Source organism: Winogradskya humida (genome assembly GCF_016862215.1).
GTDB lineage: Bacteria > Actinomycetota > Actinomycetes > Mycobacteriales > Micromonosporaceae > Actinoplanes > Actinoplanes humidus.
Window position 1 is genome coordinate 1 of sequence record NZ_BOMN01000154.1, and the last position, 18,763, is coordinate 18,763.

Consider the following 18,763-nt stretch of genomic DNA (forward strand, 5'->3'; position numbering starts at 1 on the left):
AGACCACCACCATCACTTCGTCGCCCGGCGAGCCAATGCTCATTAGCTTGAGATTAATATAGCTTCCCGCGTCGCGGCGACCGGGCGCCGATTTGTCGCTGCTTGCTGACTGCTCCGTCAGGCGAGCCTCGATGATCGCATGAGCTTATGTATTGTCTTCCTCACTCAGAGTATTTAACGACATCTATGGGGCGGGTGTGGGCAGGGGTGGCCGAGGCGGCATTGAAGTTTCAAGTGCTCGGGCCTGTTCGGGTGTGGCGAGGGGGCGACCAGGTGCCGCTGGGGCCCGCCAAGCAACGCGCAGTCCTGGCGCTGCTGGCCATGCGTGCCGGCGACGGCGTCTTGATGTCCGAATTGCAGGAAGGCGTATGGGGTGTGGCGGCGCCGGGACGTGCGAACCATCTGATCCATACCTATATCGCCCGGTTGCGTCAGATTCTTCAGCCGGAGGCCCCCCGCCGACGGCGAACCGGTGTCATCGCGTCCACCGGCTCCGGATACATGCTCTGCGTCGAACCGCACGTCAGTGACGTGGCGGTCTTCCGGTCCCTGGCGCGGCGTGCGACGCAATGCGACCAGATCCACGAGAGCGGCACCGCGTTCAGTTTGCTGCGAGATGCACTCAACCTCTGGGTCGACCCCGCGCTGGGCGAGGTGGAGGCGCTGCTGCGCCGCCCGTCCGAACTGGTCGAGCTGCGGTCCGAATGGGTGGCGGCGGCCCAGCGCTACGTCTCGCTCGGTCTGGGTCTGCATCATGCCGAAGAAGTGCTGCCGACTGCTGAACGGCTTGTCCTGCTCGATCCTCTCGACGAGCGGGATCAGGCGCACTACCTGACCGCGTTGCACCGGGCCGGACGGCGAACCGCGGCCCTGCGACACTACGGCGAGGTCCGCGACCTGCTGCGCCAGGAACTCGGCGTTGAACCCGGTAAAGCGCTGCAATCCGTCAATCGCCATCTGCTGAGCGGATCAAGGGGGCATCCCGGCGCGGCGGCGGCACGCAGCGGTCACACGGACGACACCGGACAGCCCGTGTCGATGCTGCACCGCGGCAATGAGCTGCGGGCGCTCTCGGCCCTGCTTGACTCGCAACGGTTGACCACTGTCACCGGGCCGCCGGGCACCGGCAAGTCGATGCTGATCAGGCATGCGGTGGCCCGGATCGAAACAGCGGGTGCCCGGGCCGCCGTGGTCGACGCCGCCGATCTCCTGGACCGTCACGAGTTGATGACCCGGCTGACGGAGGAACGCCTCTCGCGTGACCGGCAGACCCTGGTGGTCCTCGACAACGTCGAACACCTCACGGACGCGTGCGCACTACTGGCGGTCCAGATGTTCCCGCAGTGGCCCCGGCTGTCGCTGCTCATCGGGTCGCGGGAGCCGGTCCGGTTGCCCGGTGAGGCGGTCCTGCGGCTGGCTCCGCTCGGCATACCCACTATGGCGGCCTCGTCGCTGGTCTCCCTGGCGCCCGCTGCCGATCTCTTTGTGCGCAGAGCCGCCGAGGCGCAACCGGGCTTCCGGCTGTCCAGGGCGAATGCACCGTACGTCCGGGAGGTGTGCGCCCGGCTGGACGGCCTCCCGCTGGCGCTGGAGCTGGCGGCCGCGTGCCTGGCCGACGAGTCGCTGCCGGCCCTCGTCCGGCGCCTGGACCGGCCGCTCGCGGACCTGGCGCCGGCGCGGTTGTTGTATCCCGGGCGGTGCTGGTCCGTGCGCGGCATGCTGGACCGCAGCCTGGCAACCCTCAATCCGGTTGAGCGCTGGCTGATCGCCAGGCTGGCATGCCTGCCGCCGGAGTTCGGAAAGCAGGCGATGGCACGCATAGGTGACCCGCCTGTGCGGCGTGGCCCGGAAGTGGCTGACCTGCTGGACCGGCTGGTAGAGAAGTCCCTCCTGCTGGCTGTGCAGGCCGGCACGAACCCGCAGTACCGCCAGCTCACGGTGGTCCGCAAGCTCGCCGCCGAGCTGTGTGCCGCCGAGGACGGCAGCCCCGATCTCGGAGATCCACGCTTTAGCATCATGTAGCTAAAGTGTGCGGACGGCTTGACATCCCCGGTCGGCAATCGCGAAGACTGATAGGTGCGACGGCCGCGCACGAGGGGATTTCCATGGACCAGCGATTGCTGCTGATGCACCAGACGATGCTGGCGGATGCGCCCAGGATGCGCGCCTACGACGCTGCTCTGGGGCAGGCCGTGCATGCCGGGGACGTCGTCGTGGACGTGGGGGCGGGAACCCTCGCACTGACGCTGCTCGCCCTGCACCACGGCGCAGGTCATGTCTACGCGATCGAGGCTGACCCGCAGATGCTCGAGATCGCCGCCGACCTGATCCAGGCCAACAATCTGAAGGAACGGGTGACGCTGGTCGCCGGCGACGCCCGGACCGTGCGCCTGCCCGAGCCCGCGGACGTCGTCGTGGCGGAGATGATGGGCAACCTCGGGCCGGAGGAGGAGATGGCGGAGGTGATCCGCGCCGTGGCCCGGCGGGCGCTGAAACCCGGCGGCCGCGTAGTGCCCCGCCGGCTCACCACCCGGCTCGCGGCGATCGAGTTCGATCACGAGGGCTGGGGTTTGTGGAGTCACGACTTTCTGGGGTACAGGCTGGATTCGGTCTGTGACCACGCCGAGGCTGCAGCGCATCTGCACTTCTTCCAACGCGATCCGCGGCTGCTCAGTGACGCCGTCACGGTGGCTGATTCCGTGCTCGGGGAGGGCGGCACCCAGTTGAAGCCGAGCCTGCGCCTGCACGTGGGCGAGCCCGGCACGCTGCACGCGGTCGTCGGGTACTTCACTGCCGAGCTGACCGAAACGGTGTCCCTGAGCAACTTCCCGTCGTACCAGGGATGCAACTGGGCGGTGTGGGTCTGGCCGCTACGCCACCGGACGGTGGCGGCCGGCGAGGAGATCCGTGTGGAGGTCCACCGTCCGAAGGGACGCGCGGGGATCAGGATCGCCGGTGACTGGCGTCTCGAATGCGGATTCGTCCGGCGAGGTGAGCCCTGATGCCCTTCGCCGTCGGTACGGTGCGAGACATCCCGGTGCGCGCCCTCAAGTTGTGCGGCATGACGTGGTTCGGCGAGTATCTCTGCTTCTCCGAGGCGGTCTCCGAGCGGATCATCATGGTCGATCCCGTTACCGGTCAGGTGGAGCATCGCATTCCCTGCGCCGGTGTGCTGACTGACCTCACCACAGTCAACGGCCTGCTGCTGCAGGTCGCCGGGGACAAGCGCTGTGTGCGCGTCGTCGATCCGGCCAACGGCGCCGAGATCGGAGAGATACCGAATCCACGCCCGGGGCACGCCCTGCGGGGACTCGAGGCCAACCGGCGGGGGCTCTGGTTCGGCTATGACGACCTGCGCCTGGTGGAGCTGCGGGATCCCCGCGAACTCACCCTGATCGACGTCTTCCAGGTGCGCCACGGCATCGCCGGCCTGACCGCCTCCGACAGCTACCTGATCTACGCCGACCAGGCGAGCGGCACCATCAATGTCTACGACATCGAGGTTCGCCGTGAGATCGCGAGCTACTCGGTTGCCGGCAACCCCACCGGCCTGGCGTGGGACGGGCAGCTGATCTGGTACTGCGACTTCACGACGTTGCAGCTGCGTGCCGTTGAGCTGCCGGGCCTGGTGCGAGGCTGACGTGGGGCGGCGCTGGGCGTTGACGCGGCGCGGGACGCACGTGGTGGTGACAGCGGCCGGGTACCTCGCGCCGTTGGTGGTGACCGGGCCGCTGATCGCGGTGCGCCGCGGCCGTGGTGCGGCCCGGCGGCACGCTGCCGACCGGCTGACCGCATTGCTGACCCGGCTGGGTCCCACCTTCGTCAAGGCCGGTCAGGTCCTCGGCACCCGCCGCGATCTGCTGCCGGCCGAGTTGTGCGAGGCGCTAGCCGTCCTGCACGACGCCGTCGCGCCGCTGGACGCCGCGGGCACCCGGCAGGCGCTGATCGAGGCTTACGGCACCGCCGAACCCACTATCTTTCGAACCTTGGACGCGGTGCCGGTGGCCAGCGGGAGCGTGGCGTGCGTCTACCGAGCCACGCTGACGACGGGGGAGACGGTCGCACTCAAGCTGCGCCGGCCCGGGGTCGAGCCGGTCATGCGGCTCGACCTCGGCCTCATGCGGGGCGTCGCGACGGTGCTGGCCCGGCTACCCCTGTTTCGCAACGTGCCCGTCGTGGAAGTCGTCGACAGCATGTGCGCGGCGGTCCTCGGCCAGCTCGACTTCGAGCGGGAGGCCGCCAACCTGCGGCAGCTGCGGCGCAATCTGTCCAACGTGCCGAGGGTCTGGGTGCCTCGGGTCCATGACGACGCCACCCGGCCGCGGTGCATCGTCATGGAGTTCATCCCGGGGCTGAGCGTGGATACCGCGCAAGGGCTGTCGCGGGCCGTACGCCGCCGCTTCGCGGCCTCGGGGATGACGGCGATTTACCACATGCTGTTCGTGGACGGCTTTGTGCACTGTGACCTGCATCCGGGCAATCTCTACTTCACTTCCGGATCACATGTGGTCGTTCTGGATGCCGGGTTCAGCGTGCAACTCAGCGAGGAACTGCGCCGATTGTTCGCTGAGTTCTTCATGAACATGTCGATCGGGCGGGGCCGCTACTGTGCCGAGATCGTCGTCCGCAGCGGGACGGGCTTGCGGCCTGACGCCGACGTGCCCGTCTTTCTCGACAAGATGGCCGAGCTGGTGGAACGCAGCCATGGGCTGCCCGCCCGTGAGTTCAGCCTCATCGCGTTCGCCGCCGAGATGTTCGATCTGCAGCGCCGTTACGGCGTGCATGCTGCCCCGGAGCTCATCTTTCCATTGCTGTCGCTGCTGGTGATCGAAGGCACCGTGCGGGATCTCGATCCGGAGATGGACTTCCAGGAACTGGCCAAGCCCGTGCTCATGGAGGGACTCTTCGGCCGGCGGTAGGCAAGGGGCGAGCGCCGTGATGAGGGTGATGTGATCATGGTCGCTTCGCCGGCTTCGGTACCGAGGCTATCCGTTATGATAGTGGAATGCATAAGCCGGTCAGTGTCAAGCGCGGGTACCACCAGTATTGCGGGCTGGCGTCGGCGCTCGACATCCTGGGCGAGCGGTGGACCCTCCTGATCGTCCGTGAGTTGCTGATGGGTCCCCGCCGTTACAGTGAGTTGCTCGCGGACCTGCCCGGCATCGGCACCAACCTGCTCGCTGAACGGCTCAAGTTCCTGGTCGAGAACGGTGTCGTGCGGCAGATCGATGTGCGCGGCACCGGTTCCCGGCTGTCCTACGAGCTCACCGACGCAGGTCAGGGGCTGCGTCCCGCGGTGCTGGGTCTCGCCCAGTGGGGTATGGACTTCGTGGGTGAGCTGGCCGCCGAGGACACCGTCCGTCCGCACTGGGGTTTTCTCGCCGTGGAAGCGATGATCGACTCCGGGCGTGTCCCGCCGTTCGACGAGAACTACGAGTTCCACGTCGACAACGAGGTATTCCATATCGCCGTGGGCGGCAACGCCGCGAGTGCGGTTCGGGGTCCCTCCGTGTCGCCCGCCATGGTCGCCACGACGGACGCGGCGACATTCGTGCAGATCGGGTCCGGCCGGGTCACGCCGTTCATGGCGATGATCCAGGGCAAACTCAAGCTCGAGGGTGATGCTGAGGCCGTCATCCGCTGTTGTGATCTGCTCGGTCTGGAGACCAGCGCGGCCGCCGTGGCGTCGCCCCGGTGACCTTCCGGAGCGGGCATCGAACGCTCGCAATAGGCTTTATAAAGAGATAGTATTCCCCGGTGGCTGTCCGACGTCGCTGGGGAGATCCGATGCTGGGGAACGCCTCGCCCGATGTGGGCCTGGTGGGCATCGCGCAGGATTATCTCCGTTCCCGTCCATGGCTGCCGGGGCACTGGTTCTTCCCTGCCGGTGCGGGGCCGCCCCCGCCCCGGCCGGACGAGCAGCTCGGTATCGACATCGCCGCCGCCTACGACGCGGCGCCACAGTCCGGCGACCAGCGCACCGCCGAGCTCTATAAACTTCTGACCCGGGAGAACCTCGCTCAGTTCGAGGCCGTCACCGCCGCCGGAGTGAAGGTGCTGCCGTGGCGGAAGCCAGGTCAGCCGTATGCCGACTCCGCCGACCTGCGCCGCAGCTTCCACACCACCGGAACGCTGCGGGTCTTTCTCACCCGGCACGGCCACGGGGACGACGGCGAAGCTGGATCACACCCGCTGCGCGGTCGCAGCACCGTCGAGGCAGCGGGCATTCCCTTCGCGCACAACGACGTCTTCCGTGCTGTGCACGACATCTTCGGCCATTGCATGTTCGACAACAGCTTCGGCGTCCGCGGAGAGTTCGCCGCAGCTTATTGCCATCTGCTGATGTACCCTCCACCACTGCACCCATTGCTGTTCACCGAACAGGTCGCCCAGATCTGCTGGTTCTTCTACGGCCCGCATCTGCTCGACGCGCGCGGGCTACCCCGCCGGGCCGGTGACCCGGGGTACGTCGCGCCGCGCGACCGGCCGTACCCACCGCAGAAATGGGCTCTGCTCGACCGCGAACTGCTCGATCGGTATCTGACGCTCTTCGACTCCCGGGAGAACTCATGAGCAGCACGATTCAGCAAGCCCGCCGCAGCGGGAAGCCGCTGGACGCCGCGGTGCGCGACGACTTCCCCTTCTACTCCACCGGTGCGCCCGGCGCCGCTCTCGCCTATCTGGACAATGCGGCCACCACCCAGAAGCCCGCCGCCGTACTGAACGCCCTGATCGATTACTACACCAACGCGAACAGCAACGTGGGTCGCGGCTACTACCAGCTCGCCATGACCTCCACCGAACGCCACGACGCGGCCCGGGAAACCGTTCGGCAGGCCATCGGAGCAGGCGCGGACGATGACATCATCTTCACCGGCGGCACCACGCACGGGGTGAACCTGCTGGCCGCCACCATCGGACGGCGGGTGGTCGGCAAAGGCGACCGAGTGGTCGTGACAGGCATGGAGCACAACTCGAACCTGCTCCCGTGGCGGCGGTTGTGCGAGGAGAGTGCCTCCGAACTCACCGTCGTGCCGGTGGGGGCGGACGGTGCGGTCGACACTGCCGACTTCGCTGCGGCGCTGGGGCCGGACGTTCCGCTCGTGGCAATCATCCACGTGTCCAATGTGCTCGGCACTGTCAACCCGGTGAAGGAGATGGTGGCGGCGGCACACAGGTCCGGTGCGTACGCCGTCGTTGACGGCGCACAGGCAGTCGCCCACGGCCACACCGACATTCGCGATATCGACCCGGACTTCTACTGCTTCTCCGCCCACAAGATGTACGGGCCCATGGGCACCGGAGTGCTCTACGCCCGCCACGGACTCCTGACCGACCTGCAGCCCTATCAGGTCGGTGGGGGAACGGTGAAAGGCGTGTCCGCCTGCGAACCGGTGCGATACGTCGGGGGGCCGGCCCGGTGGGAGGCGGGAACCCCCGACGTGGCCGGAGCGGTAGGTCTCGCCGCGGCATGCGACTACCTCGAATCGCTGGGCTGGGATGCCGTGCGCGCCCACGACGAGACACTGGTCCGGGCGGCGTCCGACATGCTCGCCGACATCCCCGGCGCACGGATCATCGGTGCTCCCGCCGCCGGGCCGAGCGGACTGGTTTCCTTTGTCATGGACGGCATCCACCCGTACGACGTCGGCGGTCACCTTGACAAGCACGCAATCGCCGTACGGTGCGGGGTGCACTGCGCCAGCACGTTCCTCGACGACCTCGGCCTGCTGGGCACCGTACGTCTGTCGTTCGGTGTCTACAACACGATCGAGGATCTTGCCCGGGTGCACGACGCCCTCCGCACGGTACGACCAGGTTATTGGACGTCCGAGCAGCCGACCACGCGCTTCCTCTGACCCGCCGTGCGCTTCGACACCCGGCTCGTGCACGAAGGCCAGACCCCGAGCCCGGGCAGCGGCGACATCGTGCCACCACTGCACCTGGCGGTGACGTATTCCCGTTCCGCGCAGGACCCGCCACGCTACTTCTACAGCCGCGGCGAGAACCCCACCCGCGAGGACCTCGAGCGCTGTCTGGCGGCCCTCGAGGACGTCGGCTTCGCCACGGCGTACGCCTCCGGTCAGGCTGCGGCGATGACGGCGCTGTCGCTGCTGCGGGCGGGAGACCGGCTGGTGGCCTCCGACGACGTCTATGGCGGTACCCACCAGCTGCTCGACCTTGCCCGTGCGCAGGGTGTCACCGTCGACCAGGTCGACCTCAGCGACGCGCAGCACCGCGACAGCGCGCTGGCGCAAGCCGCCGGACGACTGGACATGGTCTGGCTCGAGTCACCCAGCAATCCGTTGCTGAAGATCGCCGACATCGCCGCCGTCAGTGCCGTCGCACATGACCGTGGCGCCCTCGTCCTCGTGGACAACACGCTCGCGAGCCCCGCGCTGCAGCAACCGCTCGCGCTCGGGGCCGACATCTCTCTGTACAGCGCCACGAAGTTCCTCGGTGGCCATCTGGATGTGCTCGGCGGTGCGCTCGTCTACGACAGCGCTGACCTGCACGAGAGATTCCTCGCTTACCGCACGATGGCGGGCAACGCAGCCGGTGCGATGGACTGCTTCCTCATCCACCGCGGTGTCAAGACGCTCTCGCTGCGGGTTGCCCGGCAGGTGGACAACGCTCGCGCGGTGGTGGCCGCGCTGACGGCACAACCGGCGGTGGCCGCCGTGCACTTCCCAGGGCTCGCCGAGCATCCCGGGCACGAGATCGCCTGCCGGCAGATGCGGGGACCGGGCGCGCTTGCCAGCTTCGAGTATCAAGGCGACCCCGCCGCCCTGATGGACCGTTGCCGTCTGTTCGCTCCCGCGGTCAGCCTGGGCGGAGTGCGGTCACTCATCGAATGTCCAGCGTTCATGACTCACCGCCCGGTGCCGCGGGAGACCCGGTTGCGGCTGGGTGTCACCGACAACCTCATCCGGTTGTCGATGGGCATCGAAGATCCGGCGGACCTCGTCGACGACCTGATCGGCGCGATCCAGGACGTGTCACCGACCCACTGACGGAGGACAGCGTGGACCAGACAGCGACGACCAGGACGACGATCAGGCTCGACGGCGGAACGGCATCCGGGCTCGAGGCAGCAGGCATCGCGATGACACCTCCGTGGTGGACGAACTGGGCCTTGCTCAGCGATGCGAAGCGGCGGGTGCTGCGGGCACTGCACGAACAGTTCTTCACCGCGGGCGCCCAGGTGATCACTGCGGCTACGTTCCGGGCGAATCTGCGTACCCTGCAGGCGGCCGGCCTGCAGGACGCCGGACTGGCTTGGATGGTGCATGCCGCCGTCGGTGTCGCGCAGGCCGCGCAGAAGGCTGCCGGTGGACCCGGCACCCACGTGGTCGCCTCGATGGCCCCGGTGGCCGACTGTTACCGGCCCGATCTGGTGCCTGACGACGACGAGCTGCGGGCCGAGCATCGCTGGCTCGCCGTCGAGCTCTCCCGCTCCGGTGTGGACACGGTTCTCATCGAGACGATGAACACCGCGCGTGAGGCCCGGTCCGCGCTGGAGCAGGTACAGGCGGCCGGCATGGCGGGCTGGGTGAGTTTCGTGTGCGGCGACGAGGCCCGGTTGCTGTCCGGCGAACCGCTTGCCGACGCGGCCCGGGCCGTGGTCGCGGACGGGGCGGCGGCCGTGATGGTGAACTGCTCGGATCCCGTACGTACCCAGCGGTGCCTGGATGTCCTCGCGGACGTGACGGCCGCACCGATCGGCGCGTACCCGAACCTCGAGGACCGTGACGGCGTCAACGGGTCGTGGGAACCCAAGGCGTTCGGCGCACTGATGGCCACGTGGCGTGACAACTACGGGCTGGCATTCGCGGGTGGTTGCTGCGGCGCGACACCTGAGCATATTGCCGCCATGACGGCCGCGCTGGAGGGGTGAGCCGGTGACAGCGGTGGATCCCGTCATCGAGGCGCGCTTCCAGGCGTTGCCGCTGCGCGACTTGGCCGACGCGGCACTGCACACAGCTCTGAAACTGGGTGCCGACGAGGCGGCTGTCCGGATCGAGCGCATCCGGACAGCCCACACCGTCCTGTACGACGCCCGGCCCCGCGGCAGCGACGACCTCGTCGACCTGGCGCTCGGTGTCCAGGTCAGCTGCCGGGGCACGGCGGGCTTCGGATCGGTCGCCGAGTTGACCACGGCGGGCGCCGCTCGCGCCGCCGAGTACGCTGTCGCCATGGCCGGCGCGGGCAGCCGGGCCGGATCGGCGTTCCCACCGGCCGATGAGCGACCCGCCGGGCATGCCGTGTGGTCGTCACCCTGTGAGCGCGATCCGTTCGCCGTTCCCGCCGCGGAGGTCGTGGGCCTGCTCGACACGTGGAGCACCCGGTTGCTGGCCCATCCGGTGGTGGCCCACGTGATGGCGAAGGTAACGGTGGCGAGGGAGAACAAGTATTACGCCGACACGAACGGCAGCAGCATCGTGCAGCAGCGCACCCGGATTCACCCGCAGGTCGTGGCCGTCGGCGAGCGGTCCTCCGGGGGCGCGGCTTCGATGCGCACCGTGGGCCCGCCCACGGCGCGTGGCTGGGAGTACGTCTGCGGCCAGGGCTGGGACTGGAACGCCGAGCTGGCCGGTCTGCCCGAACTGCTGGCGGGAAAGCTGGCGGCGCGGCCGGTCCAGCCGGGCAGCTATGACCTGGTGCTGGCGCCGTCACATCTGTGGCTCACGATCCATGAGTCCGTAGGGCACGCCACCGAGATGGACAGGATGCTGGGCAGCGAGACGTCCTACGCGGGCGGTTCGTTCGTACGCCCGGGCGATGTCGGGTCGTTGCTCTACGGCTCCGCGCTGATGACGGTGACAGCCGACCGGACCAGTGCGTACGGCCTCGCCTCGGCCGGGTACGACGACGAAGGCGTCGCCGCCCAGGACTGGACGCTCGTCGACCGCGGAGTACTGGTCGGTGCGCAGACCGACCGGCGCACCGCGGCCAGGGCCAGAGCGGACCGGTCGACCGGGTGCGCGTACGCCGAATCGGCCCGGCACGAGGCAATCTCCCGGATGCCGAACGTCTCCCTGCAACCCGACCCGGCCGGCCCGGATGAGACTGCACTCATCGCCGGCGTCGAGAACGGGCTGTACCTTACCGGCTCCGACAGCTGGTCGATCGACTCGCAGCGCCGGTCCTTCCAGTTCACGGCCCAGGCATGTCACCTCATCCGCAACGGTCGCCTGGCCGGTCAGGTCGACGGGGCGGCGTACCAGTCCGACACCTTGACGTTCTGGCGGTCACTGGTCGCCGTAGGTAACTCCTCCACCTATGGCACCTTCGGCGCGGATCTGTGTGGCAAGGGCCAGCCGGTACAGGCCGCGGCGGTCAGTCACGGCGCACCGGCGGCGGTGTTCACCGGGGTACGCGTGGTCGACGCCGAACGCGACGTGCCGCGATGACCCCCGCGGAGCTGGCGGAGCGTGCGCTGGCGCAGCACACCGGCACCGGTGACCTGATTGTGGTGATCGATCGGACGGTGGCCGCCCACCTGCGCTGGGCCGCCGGGGCGGTGACGGCTGCCGGTGCTGTCGACGACACCCGGATCAGCGTCATGGCCGTGCACGGCCGGTCGGTGGGTGCGCTGTCGCACGTGGGGGCGCTGGACGACGAGGAGTTGCACGACCTGGTCGCCGGCGCCGAGCGCATCGCCCATCACGCGCCGGCCGACCCCTCGGCCGAGCCGTTGCTCACGGCACAGGAGGAGGTGGACGACGCCCCGGCGGACCACCCGGAGCCTCCCACCGCGGCGATCCGCTCCATCGCGGATGAGTTGGCGGAGTCGGCCCGGCTGCTGACCGCGACCCGCCGGGCCTCGTTCGGATACGCGCAGCAGCGGGTCCGTACGACATCGGTGGCCTCCACGGCGGGACTGCGCCGTGCTCACGTCTCGACGTCGGCCCTGCTCGACCTGTCCCTGCGCGAGCCCGACGGCGGGGCCGGATCGTGGACGGGCGCGGCGGGTCCGGACCTCGCCGGGCTGGGCCTGCGGGAACGGCAGGAGACGCTGGGCCACCGGCTCGACTCGGCCCGCCGTGTGGTGGGGCTGCCGCCCGGTCGTCATGAGCTGATACTCGCTCCTTCGTGCGTCGCCGATCTCATGGTGCGGCTCTACCTCGCCGCCGGTGCGCAGGACGCCCTCGACGGCAACAGCGTGTTCGCCGCCACGGACGGCACCCGCCTGGGGGAGCGGCTCAGCGAACTACCGATCACGGTGCGCAGCAACCCCGAGGAACCCGGCCTGTTGTGCCGGCCGTTCACGGTGGTCCGGTCCCCGGGCTCGCTGGGCAGCGTCTTCGACACCGGCGCGCCGCTGGCACCGACGAGGTGGATCGACCGGGGGGTGCTGAGCGCACTGGTGCAGACCCGGCATTCCGCCAGGGTCAGCCGGCGTCCGCTCACGCCGTGGATCGGTAATCTCGTCATGGAGGCCGGCCCGGGTGGCCGCAACCTCGACGAGATGGTGCGCGGCAGTACCCGGGCCCTGCTGGTGACCTCGCTGTGGTACCTGCGCGAGGTGAACCCCATGACGCTCACCTTGACCGGTGTCACCCGTGACGGTGTCTACCTCGTCGAGGACGGGCAGGTGGTCGGCGCCGTCCGCGATTTCCGCATCAACGAGAGCCCGGTCGCTCTGATGTCACGCATCACCGAGGTCGGCCTGACGACGCCCACCTTGCCCCGCGAGTGGACGGACGTGCCGACGCGGGTCGCCATGCCGGCGGTGCGGGTGCCCGACGTCGCCGTGTCGTGAGCGGTGGCCGGGCCGGCACGCGTCAGCTGAGCGGCCCGGTCACCGCCGTGACGGCGCCGTCCGGCAACCAGCGAAGCGTGCCGCCGTGACCGCTGTGGCCGCTCATGCCCGGCATGACGATCCGGGAACTCGCGAACAGGCGTACGGGTGCACCGGTGCTGTCCGCGTTAGCCCCGGCGAAGGACCGGAAGCCGCCGCTGCATGCCGGGTCTCCCGGAAAGGCTGCGTGCAGGGCTGAGAGGTACGCGTTCGCTGCCGGCCCGCCGGGATCGAAATCGACTCCTGTGACCTGCCCAGCCGGCATGTCGAGCAGCGCGGAGTCGAGCAGCCACGGCGCAAGGTACGCACCTTCCGCGGCGAGGGAGTTCGTAGCCACCCGCCGGAGCGCGTCGTCGGCTCCGGCCCAGCCGGACACGATCAGCAGCGGCATCCGGCCGGCGCCGGGTTCGGCGACCCGCAGACCGGCCACGCGTGCGTGTGCCCGGACCGCGGCGGCGGCCTCGGTGCCGCGTGTGCTCTGGTCGGCCACGAGTGCGAGGGCCGGGACCTTTCGGCCGGCGAGGAAGTCCACGGTGGCGTTCAGCGCCCGGACGTCCGCGGGGACGAGCCGGTCGGCCGGGCATTCGTGACCCCGCGCCGGTCGGCCGGCGAGCAGGCCACCCAGAATGCTTGCGGCACACTCGGGCAGATCCGCAGCCGGATCGGGGGCGGATGTGGCCGGACCAGCGTCGACATCCATCGATGTCACTACGCCACCCGCTCGCAGCCAGATGCGGTTGCGGCCGGGAACGAGCTGGACGTCGGCCCACCCCGGGCCGGCGCCGGGCCGTGTCGTGGTGGGGGTCAGAGCATCGGCAGCGGTACCTATCTGCGCCCCGGTGGTTAGCAGGTGAACGACGTTCGCACCCGGCCGTCCGGGAACGATGAGCACCATGGGTGCACCCGGGAACGTCTCGAGCCGCCGCAGCACCGGCGAACCGGCTGGCGCAGGTGGCGCCGGCGGCTCGGAGCCGGTGACGACCAAGCCGGCGACGACCACGACGGCGGTCAGGACGGCCACTGCCGCGACCGCCGGGCGGCGCACCAGCGGGGCACTCGCCGCCGTGACAGCGGATCCGGGACCGGACCCCGCTGCCGTCACCGAGCCGCCGATCGAGGAACGTCCGGTGCCGTCCGTCAGCGAAACAGCGGCGACAGCGAGAGCGCCCACGCCCAGCAGGGCTCCTGCGACGGCCGGCCCGACACCCGATCCGCCGCCTGAGTGCAACACCGCCGTCGCGGGCAGCAGCAGGGCGATCGTCGCCGTGACGGCCGCGAGCCGCAGCAGCCGCGGTACTGCTCTGCCCGCCGCCATGACCGCGGCAGCCAAGGACAGCAGTACGACGAGCGGGGACCACCGTCCGGTCGCGCCCGCGGTGAGCAGCCAGGTCAGGCTTGCCGCGACAGCAGCACCACGACGCAAAGCCAGTTGATCGGGTGTCGGTTCGCCGGGTTGATCTCCACCGCGCGGGTGCACCCCGAGCAGGGTGAGACTTCCCGCCACCACCGAGGACACCACGGCGACGGTGGTGAGGGCAGCGGTCGCCGCTGGTGGCGCCGAGTTCGCCCCCACGTCAGAGGCGTACGCGACTGCGAGTGTGGTGATCTCGTGCGTTGTCACGGCATCCGTCCCGGCTGCCCGCCGGTCTGGTCCGCTTGGTCGTCGGGGGGCTGGTCCCCGAACCTGCGCTTATGTCCGGTCTCGGGATCCCGTGATCCCGGAGCATGCGACGCGCCGTCGCCGCGGTCCGGCGGATCCTGCCCAGGCCAGGGGAGCAGGGACAAGAACGTTTTGCTCGACACGGGTGACTCCTTGGGGTCGATGCCGGAGGAGGGGTTGCGCGGGTTCAGTCGATTCCTGCCTCGGGGCAACCCCGCAGGCACGCGAGGAGGGTGCGGGCCTGAACGTTGACGTAGCCGTCCAGCCGCAGCAGGTGTAGCAACTGATGGGGGGTCATCCAGCGGAAGTACTCGGACTCCGGCACGGGCGTGTCCGCCTCCACCACGACGTACCGGTTACGCGCGTGAAAGAGCCGGCCGCCCTCCTCGGAAAGGGTGACGTCCAGCAGGGTTCTGTCCGCTCCAGCGGTCAGCACGGTGTCGAGATGCGGGGGCCGGCCGGTCCCGCCGGACGCCGTCACCCGGCCGGGGATGCACTGCACGGTGGGTGCCAGCTCGACCCGGCGGCGCAGGCCCGGCTCGAACCGGGCGCAGACCAGCAGGTGCAGCGCACCCGCTCGCCGTACGGCCACGAAGGCGGCCAGACCGGTCGCCAAGGGACGCAGGACGGGCTGCGCCCAGCGGTCGATCTCGCGCCCGGCCGCTTGCACCTGAACGCCGATGATCTCGAACAGCGGATCGCCGGGACGGTGGATCCGGTCATCGTCGCATCGCCAGCTGTTGAGCGCGCGTAAGGGCGTGATCAGGACCGACTCGCGGCAGCGGCGGCGGACGGCGGTGAGCCAGGACCGCAGCTCCGCGAGGGAGTGGGTGGCCGGGGTCGCCGGCCGCCCCGGCGGCAGGCACGACAGGACCGATCGGGCCGACATGTTCACGACGTCGTCGTGGCGTAGCAGGCCGTGCACCTGGGTCAGGGAGAACCACCGGAACGTGGCAGGCGGTTCGACCTCCCGGTCAGCCTCGACGATCAGGTTACGGTTGCGCTTGTGCCAGAACCACGCGCCGTGCTCGGACTGGGCGACGTCCACGAGCGGCGCCTGTCGCGCCTTGCGGAAGTGTTCCGCGAACAGCACCCTGCGGCCGTGGTGCACGCGCAGGTAGTTGCTCTGCGTCGCCTGCACGGTCGGGGCCAGTTCCAGGCCGTGCTGATTGCCGGGCTCCACCTTCGCCTGGAGCAGGAACTCCCGCCCCGGGCCGGTGCCGCGGCTCAGCAGGCCCAGGATCCCCGTTTCCGGCTGAAGCAGGACGGGCTGCTCCCAGCGGGGTCTCCGGTCGCCCGGCTCGTACACGGCCAGGCCCGACACGGCGAAGAATCGGCCGGTGTCGTGACGCAGGTCGCCGGTCTCCGGATCCCACCGCCAGCCGGGCAGCGATGTGAGGGAGGTGCGTCGGACGTCCATCCGCGCTGTCGTTCGCAGCGCCGAGAACCAAGCCCTCAGATCACTACGAACATCCACGCTCATGCTTTAGTATTAGATAGCTATCCAGGGTGCCGGTCAATGGCACGCGGCCGGGGGAGTCGGTGACACATCATGGACTACGTCTATCTTGGACGCAGCGGCCAGCAGGTGAGCCGGCTCATGCTCGGAACCTTGAACTTCGGTGTGCGAACGCCCAAGAAGGAGAGCTTCGCGCTCATGGACGCCGCTCTCGAAGCCGGAATCAACGTCTTCGACACGGCCGACGACTATGGATGGCAGAAGCATCGCGGATTCACGGAAGAATTGCTGGGCGAATGGTTCGCGCTCGGTGGAGATCGCCGGCACCGCGTCGTGCTCGGCACCAAGGTCTGCCACCCGATGAGCGACTGGCCCAACGACAGAGGGCTTTCCGGCCGCCATATCATCGCTGCCTGTGACGACTCGTTGCGGCGTCTGCGCACCGACTGGATCGACCTCTACCAGATGCATGATGTCGATCCGCACACCACGTGGGAGGAGGTATGGCAGGCGATGGAGGTGCTGACCCGGGCGGGCAAGGTGCGTTACGTGGGGTCGTCCAACTTCGCGGGCTGGAACATCGCGGCGGCCCAGGAGCGCGCCGCGCGCCGCGGCATCCTCGGCCTGGTCTCCGAGCAGTGCCTCTACAATCTGGTGGACCGGCACGTGGAAACCGAGATCGTGCCCGCGGCCGCGGCGTACGGCATGGCCGTCGTCGCGTGGTCACCTTTGCACGGCGGGCTGCTGGGCGGTGTGCTGAGCAAGATGGCGGCCGGCACGGCGATGAAGTCGGCACAAGGACGTGCCCAGGCGGCGCTGCCCCGATTCGAGTTCGTGGTGCGACGGTTCGAGGAACTGTGCCGGACGATCGGGCACCCACCGGCCGACATCGCGCTTTCCTGGGTGCTGTCACGCCCGCACATCGATGCGGCAGTCATCGGCCCGCGAACCCGCGAACATCTCGATGCCGCGCTGGCGGCCACTCGCCTGCAGCTGACCGACGAGATGCTCGGTGAGCTCGAAACGCTGTTCCGTTAGCAGCCGGTGGACATCATCGGCAGAGGTTTCCTGGCCCGCAACCTCGCCTGCCTGGCGGGGCGCCATCATCGCGTCGTCGCCATCGCGGCAGGCGCCTCGAGCACGGCCGCGACGGGAGCTGACCTCGACCGCGAGGCAGACCTCGTCCGTGACGTGGCACTCCGCTGCCGCCTCGAGCAGCGCACCGTCATCCTCTTCTCGACCGCCTCGCATGCCCTCTACGGCAGCACCACGGCACCGGTCGCCGAGCACGACCCGGTCAACCCGGCGTCCGCGTTCGGCCACCACAAGCTGCGGCTCGAGCGCCTGGTCGCGGCAAGCGGTGCACCCTGGCTCGTCCTGCGGGTCAGTCATGCCGTCGGCCCGTACCAGCGTTCCCACCAGTTCTTCCCCGCCATGGTGCGGGCGGTGGGGACCGGTTACGTCCGGGTGCACCGCGACGCGGCCCGGGACCTCATCGATGTCGTCACCGTGGTGAGGACCGTGGATGCCCTGGCCGGCGCGGGGATCAGCGACGAGGTGATCAACGTCGCGACCGGCCTGCCACACCCGGTGCCCGACATCGTCGCCGCGATCGAATCGGCACTCGGCCGCGCCGCGACGGTGCACCTCGTCGACGCGCCACCAGCAGCGGCGACCGTGTCGGTGGCGAAGCTGCACCACCTGATACCCGGCCTCGGTTCACCGCGCGACGGAGCGGAGGACCTCCACACCCTCGTGCACCGCTACGCACCGCTCTACAGCACGGCGGACCCGTGAGCGGCGAACGGATTCTCGTCACCGGTGGTGCCGGTTTCATCGGTTCGCACTACGTTCGCCGGGTGCTCGCCGACCACGCCGACCGGGACATGCGGGTAACAGTTCTCGACCTGCTGACGTACGCCGGCCGTGCCGCGAACCTTGCGGAGGCGCAGCAGGACCCACGACTGACCTTCGTGCAGGGCGACGTCTGCGACTCCACTCTCATCAGCACCCTTGTCGCCGAGCACGACACGATTGTGCACTTCGCCGCGGAGACCCACGTCGACCGATCGATCACCCGGCCGCGTGGTTTCGTACAGACCAATGTCTGCGGTACTCAGAACCTGCTCGACGCGGTCCTGCACCACCACGGCCCCGCGGCCGTGTTCGTACACATCTCGACCGACGAGGTCTATGGCTCGACAGACACGGGATCCTGGAGCGAAACGGCGCCGCTATGTCCCACGTCGCCGTACGCAGCCGCGAAAGCCGCCGCCGATCTGCTTGTTCTGGCCTACCACAGGACCTATGGCCTGGATGTACGCGTCACCCGCTGCTCCAACAACTACGGCCCCCGGCAGTTTCCCGAGAAACTGATTCCGCTTTTCGTGACACATTTGATCTCCGGCCGGCCCGTGCCCCTCTACGGTGACGGCCGTAACCGCCGCGACTGGCTGCACGTCGACGACCACGTCGATGCCGTGGATCTCGTCCGGCGCCATGGCAGGCCGGGCGAGATCTATAACATCGGCGGGGGCGAGGAGCTGTCCAATCGCGAGGTCACCGATCGCCTGCTGCGGCTCTGTGGTGCCGGCTGGGACATGGTCCGTGAGGTCGAGGACCGTCAGGGCCACGACCGCCGCTACTCCCTCGACTGCCGCAAAGCAGCCGTCGAGCTCGGCTACTCGCCCCGTCGCGATTTCGGGGAAGGCTTGAAGAGCACGGTCGACTGGTATCGCGGCAATCCGGCTTGGTGGGAAGCGGCGTCTACGGACATGAGCAGGCCTGCGCGTGCATAGGTTGGCCCTGGCCGGCGAGTTCGACCTTGATGCCAGTTTCG

At 69.1% G+C, this 18,763-nt stretch carries 16 protein-coding genes; 14 read left to right on the forward strand and 2 right to left on the reverse strand.

The features are described from left to right. Positions 1 to 207: 207 nt before the first annotated feature. The 11 genes from Ahu01nite_RS49275 (at position 208) to Ahu01nite_RS49325 (ending at position 12,766) form a co-directional block, all read left to right on the forward strand. Positions 208 to 2,022 (forward strand): AfsR/SARP family transcriptional regulator, encoded by a 1,815-nt coding sequence (locus Ahu01nite_RS49275; RefSeq protein ID WP_203843710.1) that lies wholly within the window; start codon positions 208 to 210, stop codon positions 2,020 to 2,022. A gap of 83 nt (positions 2,023 to 2,105) precedes the next feature. After that, positions 2,106 to 3,002: a methyltransferase domain-containing protein gene (locus tag Ahu01nite_RS49280; protein ID WP_203843711.1), complete on the forward strand. Its 897-nt coding sequence runs from the start codon at positions 2,106 to 2,108 to the stop codon at positions 3,000 to 3,002. Beyond that, positions 3,002 to 3,640, forward strand: a complete 639-nt coding sequence (locus Ahu01nite_RS49285) for an LVIVD repeat-containing protein (protein ID WP_203843712.1) — start codon at positions 3,002 to 3,004, stop codon at positions 3,638 to 3,640. The genes Ahu01nite_RS49280 and Ahu01nite_RS49285 overlap by 1 nt, the downstream gene beginning before the upstream one ends. Further along, entirely contained in the window at positions 3,606 to 4,919 is a 1,314-nt protein-coding gene (locus Ahu01nite_RS49290; protein WP_438874881.1) for an ABC1 kinase family protein, read from the forward strand. The genes Ahu01nite_RS49285 and Ahu01nite_RS49290 overlap by 35 nt, the downstream gene beginning before the upstream one ends. An 86-nt stretch (positions 4,920 to 5,005) precedes the next feature. Beyond that, complete coding sequence (locus Ahu01nite_RS49295; protein WP_203843713.1) at positions 5,006 to 5,698, forward strand: winged helix-turn-helix transcriptional regulator; 693 nt, start codon at positions 5,006 to 5,008, stop codon at positions 5,696 to 5,698. A gap of 59 nt (positions 5,699 to 5,757) precedes the next feature. Then, a complete protein-coding gene (locus Ahu01nite_RS49300) occupies positions 5,758 to 6,573 on the forward strand; it encodes a hypothetical protein (RefSeq protein WP_203843714.1) in 816 nt (271 codons plus the stop codon). Then, on the forward strand, positions 6,570 to 7,859 hold the full coding sequence (locus tag Ahu01nite_RS49305) for an aminotransferase class V-fold PLP-dependent enzyme (RefSeq protein ID WP_203843715.1): 1,290 nt from the start codon (positions 6,570 to 6,572) through the stop codon (positions 7,857 to 7,859). Before Ahu01nite_RS49300 ends, Ahu01nite_RS49305 begins: the two co-directional genes overlap by 4 nt. A gap of 6 nt (positions 7,860 to 7,865) precedes the next feature. Beyond that, a complete protein-coding gene (locus tag Ahu01nite_RS49310) occupies positions 7,866 to 9,014 on the forward strand; it encodes a trans-sulfuration enzyme family protein (protein ID WP_203843716.1) in 1,149 nt (382 codons plus the stop codon). A gap of 11 nt (positions 9,015 to 9,025) precedes the next feature. Beyond that, positions 9,026 to 9,898 (forward strand): homocysteine S-methyltransferase family protein, encoded by an 873-nt coding sequence (locus tag Ahu01nite_RS49315; RefSeq protein ID WP_239159787.1) that lies wholly within the window; start codon positions 9,026 to 9,028, stop codon positions 9,896 to 9,898. Positions 9,899 to 9,902: 4 nt separating this feature from the next. After that, a complete protein-coding gene (locus Ahu01nite_RS49320) occupies positions 9,903 to 11,414 on the forward strand; it encodes a TldD/PmbA family protein (RefSeq protein ID WP_239159788.1) in 1,512 nt (503 codons plus the stop codon). Continuing rightward, positions 11,411 to 12,766 (forward strand): metallopeptidase TldD-related protein, encoded by a 1,356-nt coding sequence (locus tag Ahu01nite_RS49325; RefSeq protein ID WP_203843717.1) that lies wholly within the window; start codon positions 11,411 to 11,413, stop codon positions 12,764 to 12,766. The genes Ahu01nite_RS49320 and Ahu01nite_RS49325 overlap by 4 nt, the downstream gene beginning before the upstream one ends. A 22-nt stretch (positions 12,767 to 12,788) precedes the next feature. Here the strand turns inward: Ahu01nite_RS49325 and Ahu01nite_RS49330 are convergent, their stop codons facing one another. Continuing rightward, on the reverse strand, positions 12,789 to 14,426 hold the full coding sequence (locus tag Ahu01nite_RS49330) for a hypothetical protein (RefSeq protein WP_203843718.1): 1,638 nt from the start codon (positions 14,424 to 14,426) through the stop codon (positions 12,789 to 12,791). Between the two features lie 226 nt (positions 14,427 to 14,652). Then, a complete protein-coding gene (locus tag Ahu01nite_RS49335; protein WP_203843719.1) occupies positions 14,653 to 15,948 on the reverse strand; it encodes an NDP-hexose 2,3-dehydratase family protein in 1,296 nt (431 codons plus the stop codon). 69 nt (positions 15,949 to 16,017) lie between these two features. Here Ahu01nite_RS49335 and Ahu01nite_RS49340 point away from each other — a divergent pair, with 69 nt between their 5' ends. The 3 genes from Ahu01nite_RS49340 to rfbB are packed head-to-tail and all read left to right on the forward strand — an operon-like array spanning position 16,018 to position 18,722. Beyond that, positions 16,018 to 16,962, forward strand: coding sequence for an aldo/keto reductase (locus Ahu01nite_RS49340; protein ID WP_203843720.1), 945 nt, complete (start codon positions 16,018 to 16,020; stop codon positions 16,960 to 16,962). 6 nt (positions 16,963 to 16,968) lie between these two features. Further along, on the forward strand, positions 16,969 to 17,721 hold the full coding sequence (locus Ahu01nite_RS49345) for an NAD-dependent epimerase/dehydratase family protein (RefSeq protein WP_203843721.1): 753 nt from the start codon (positions 16,969 to 16,971) through the stop codon (positions 17,719 to 17,721). Beyond that, positions 17,718 to 18,722, forward strand: a complete 1,005-nt coding sequence (rfbB, locus tag Ahu01nite_RS49350; protein WP_438874882.1) for a dTDP-glucose 4,6-dehydratase — start codon at positions 17,718 to 17,720, stop codon at positions 18,720 to 18,722. The genes Ahu01nite_RS49345 and rfbB overlap by 4 nt, the downstream gene beginning before the upstream one ends. The last annotated feature ends 41 nt before the right edge of the window (positions 18,723 to 18,763 follow it).

Coding starts and splice junctions, on each gene's coding strand:
- Ahu01nite_RS49305 (WP_203843715.1), top strand. CDS start 6,570: ATGAGCAGCACGATTCAGCAAGCCCGCCGCAGCGGGAAGCCGCTGGAC.
- Ahu01nite_RS49285 (WP_203843712.1), top strand. CDS start 3,002: ATGCCCTTCGCCGTCGGTACGGTGCGAGACATCCCGGTGCGCGCCCTC.
- Ahu01nite_RS49325 (WP_203843717.1), top strand. CDS start 11,411: ATGACCCCCGCGGAGCTGGCGGAGCGTGCGCTGGCGCAGCACACCGGC.
- Ahu01nite_RS49280 (WP_203843711.1), top strand. CDS start 2,106: ATGGACCAGCGATTGCTGCTGATGCACCAGACGATGCTGGCGGATGCG.
- Ahu01nite_RS49340 (WP_203843720.1), top strand. CDS start 16,018: ATGGACTACGTCTATCTTGGACGCAGCGGCCAGCAGGTGAGCCGGCTC.
- Ahu01nite_RS49335 (WP_203843719.1), bottom strand. CDS start 15,948: ATGAGCGTGGATGTTCGTAGTGATCTGAGGGCTTGGTTCTCGGCGCTG.
- Ahu01nite_RS49295 (WP_203843713.1), top strand. CDS start 5,006: ATGCATAAGCCGGTCAGTGTCAAGCGCGGGTACCACCAGTATTGCGGG.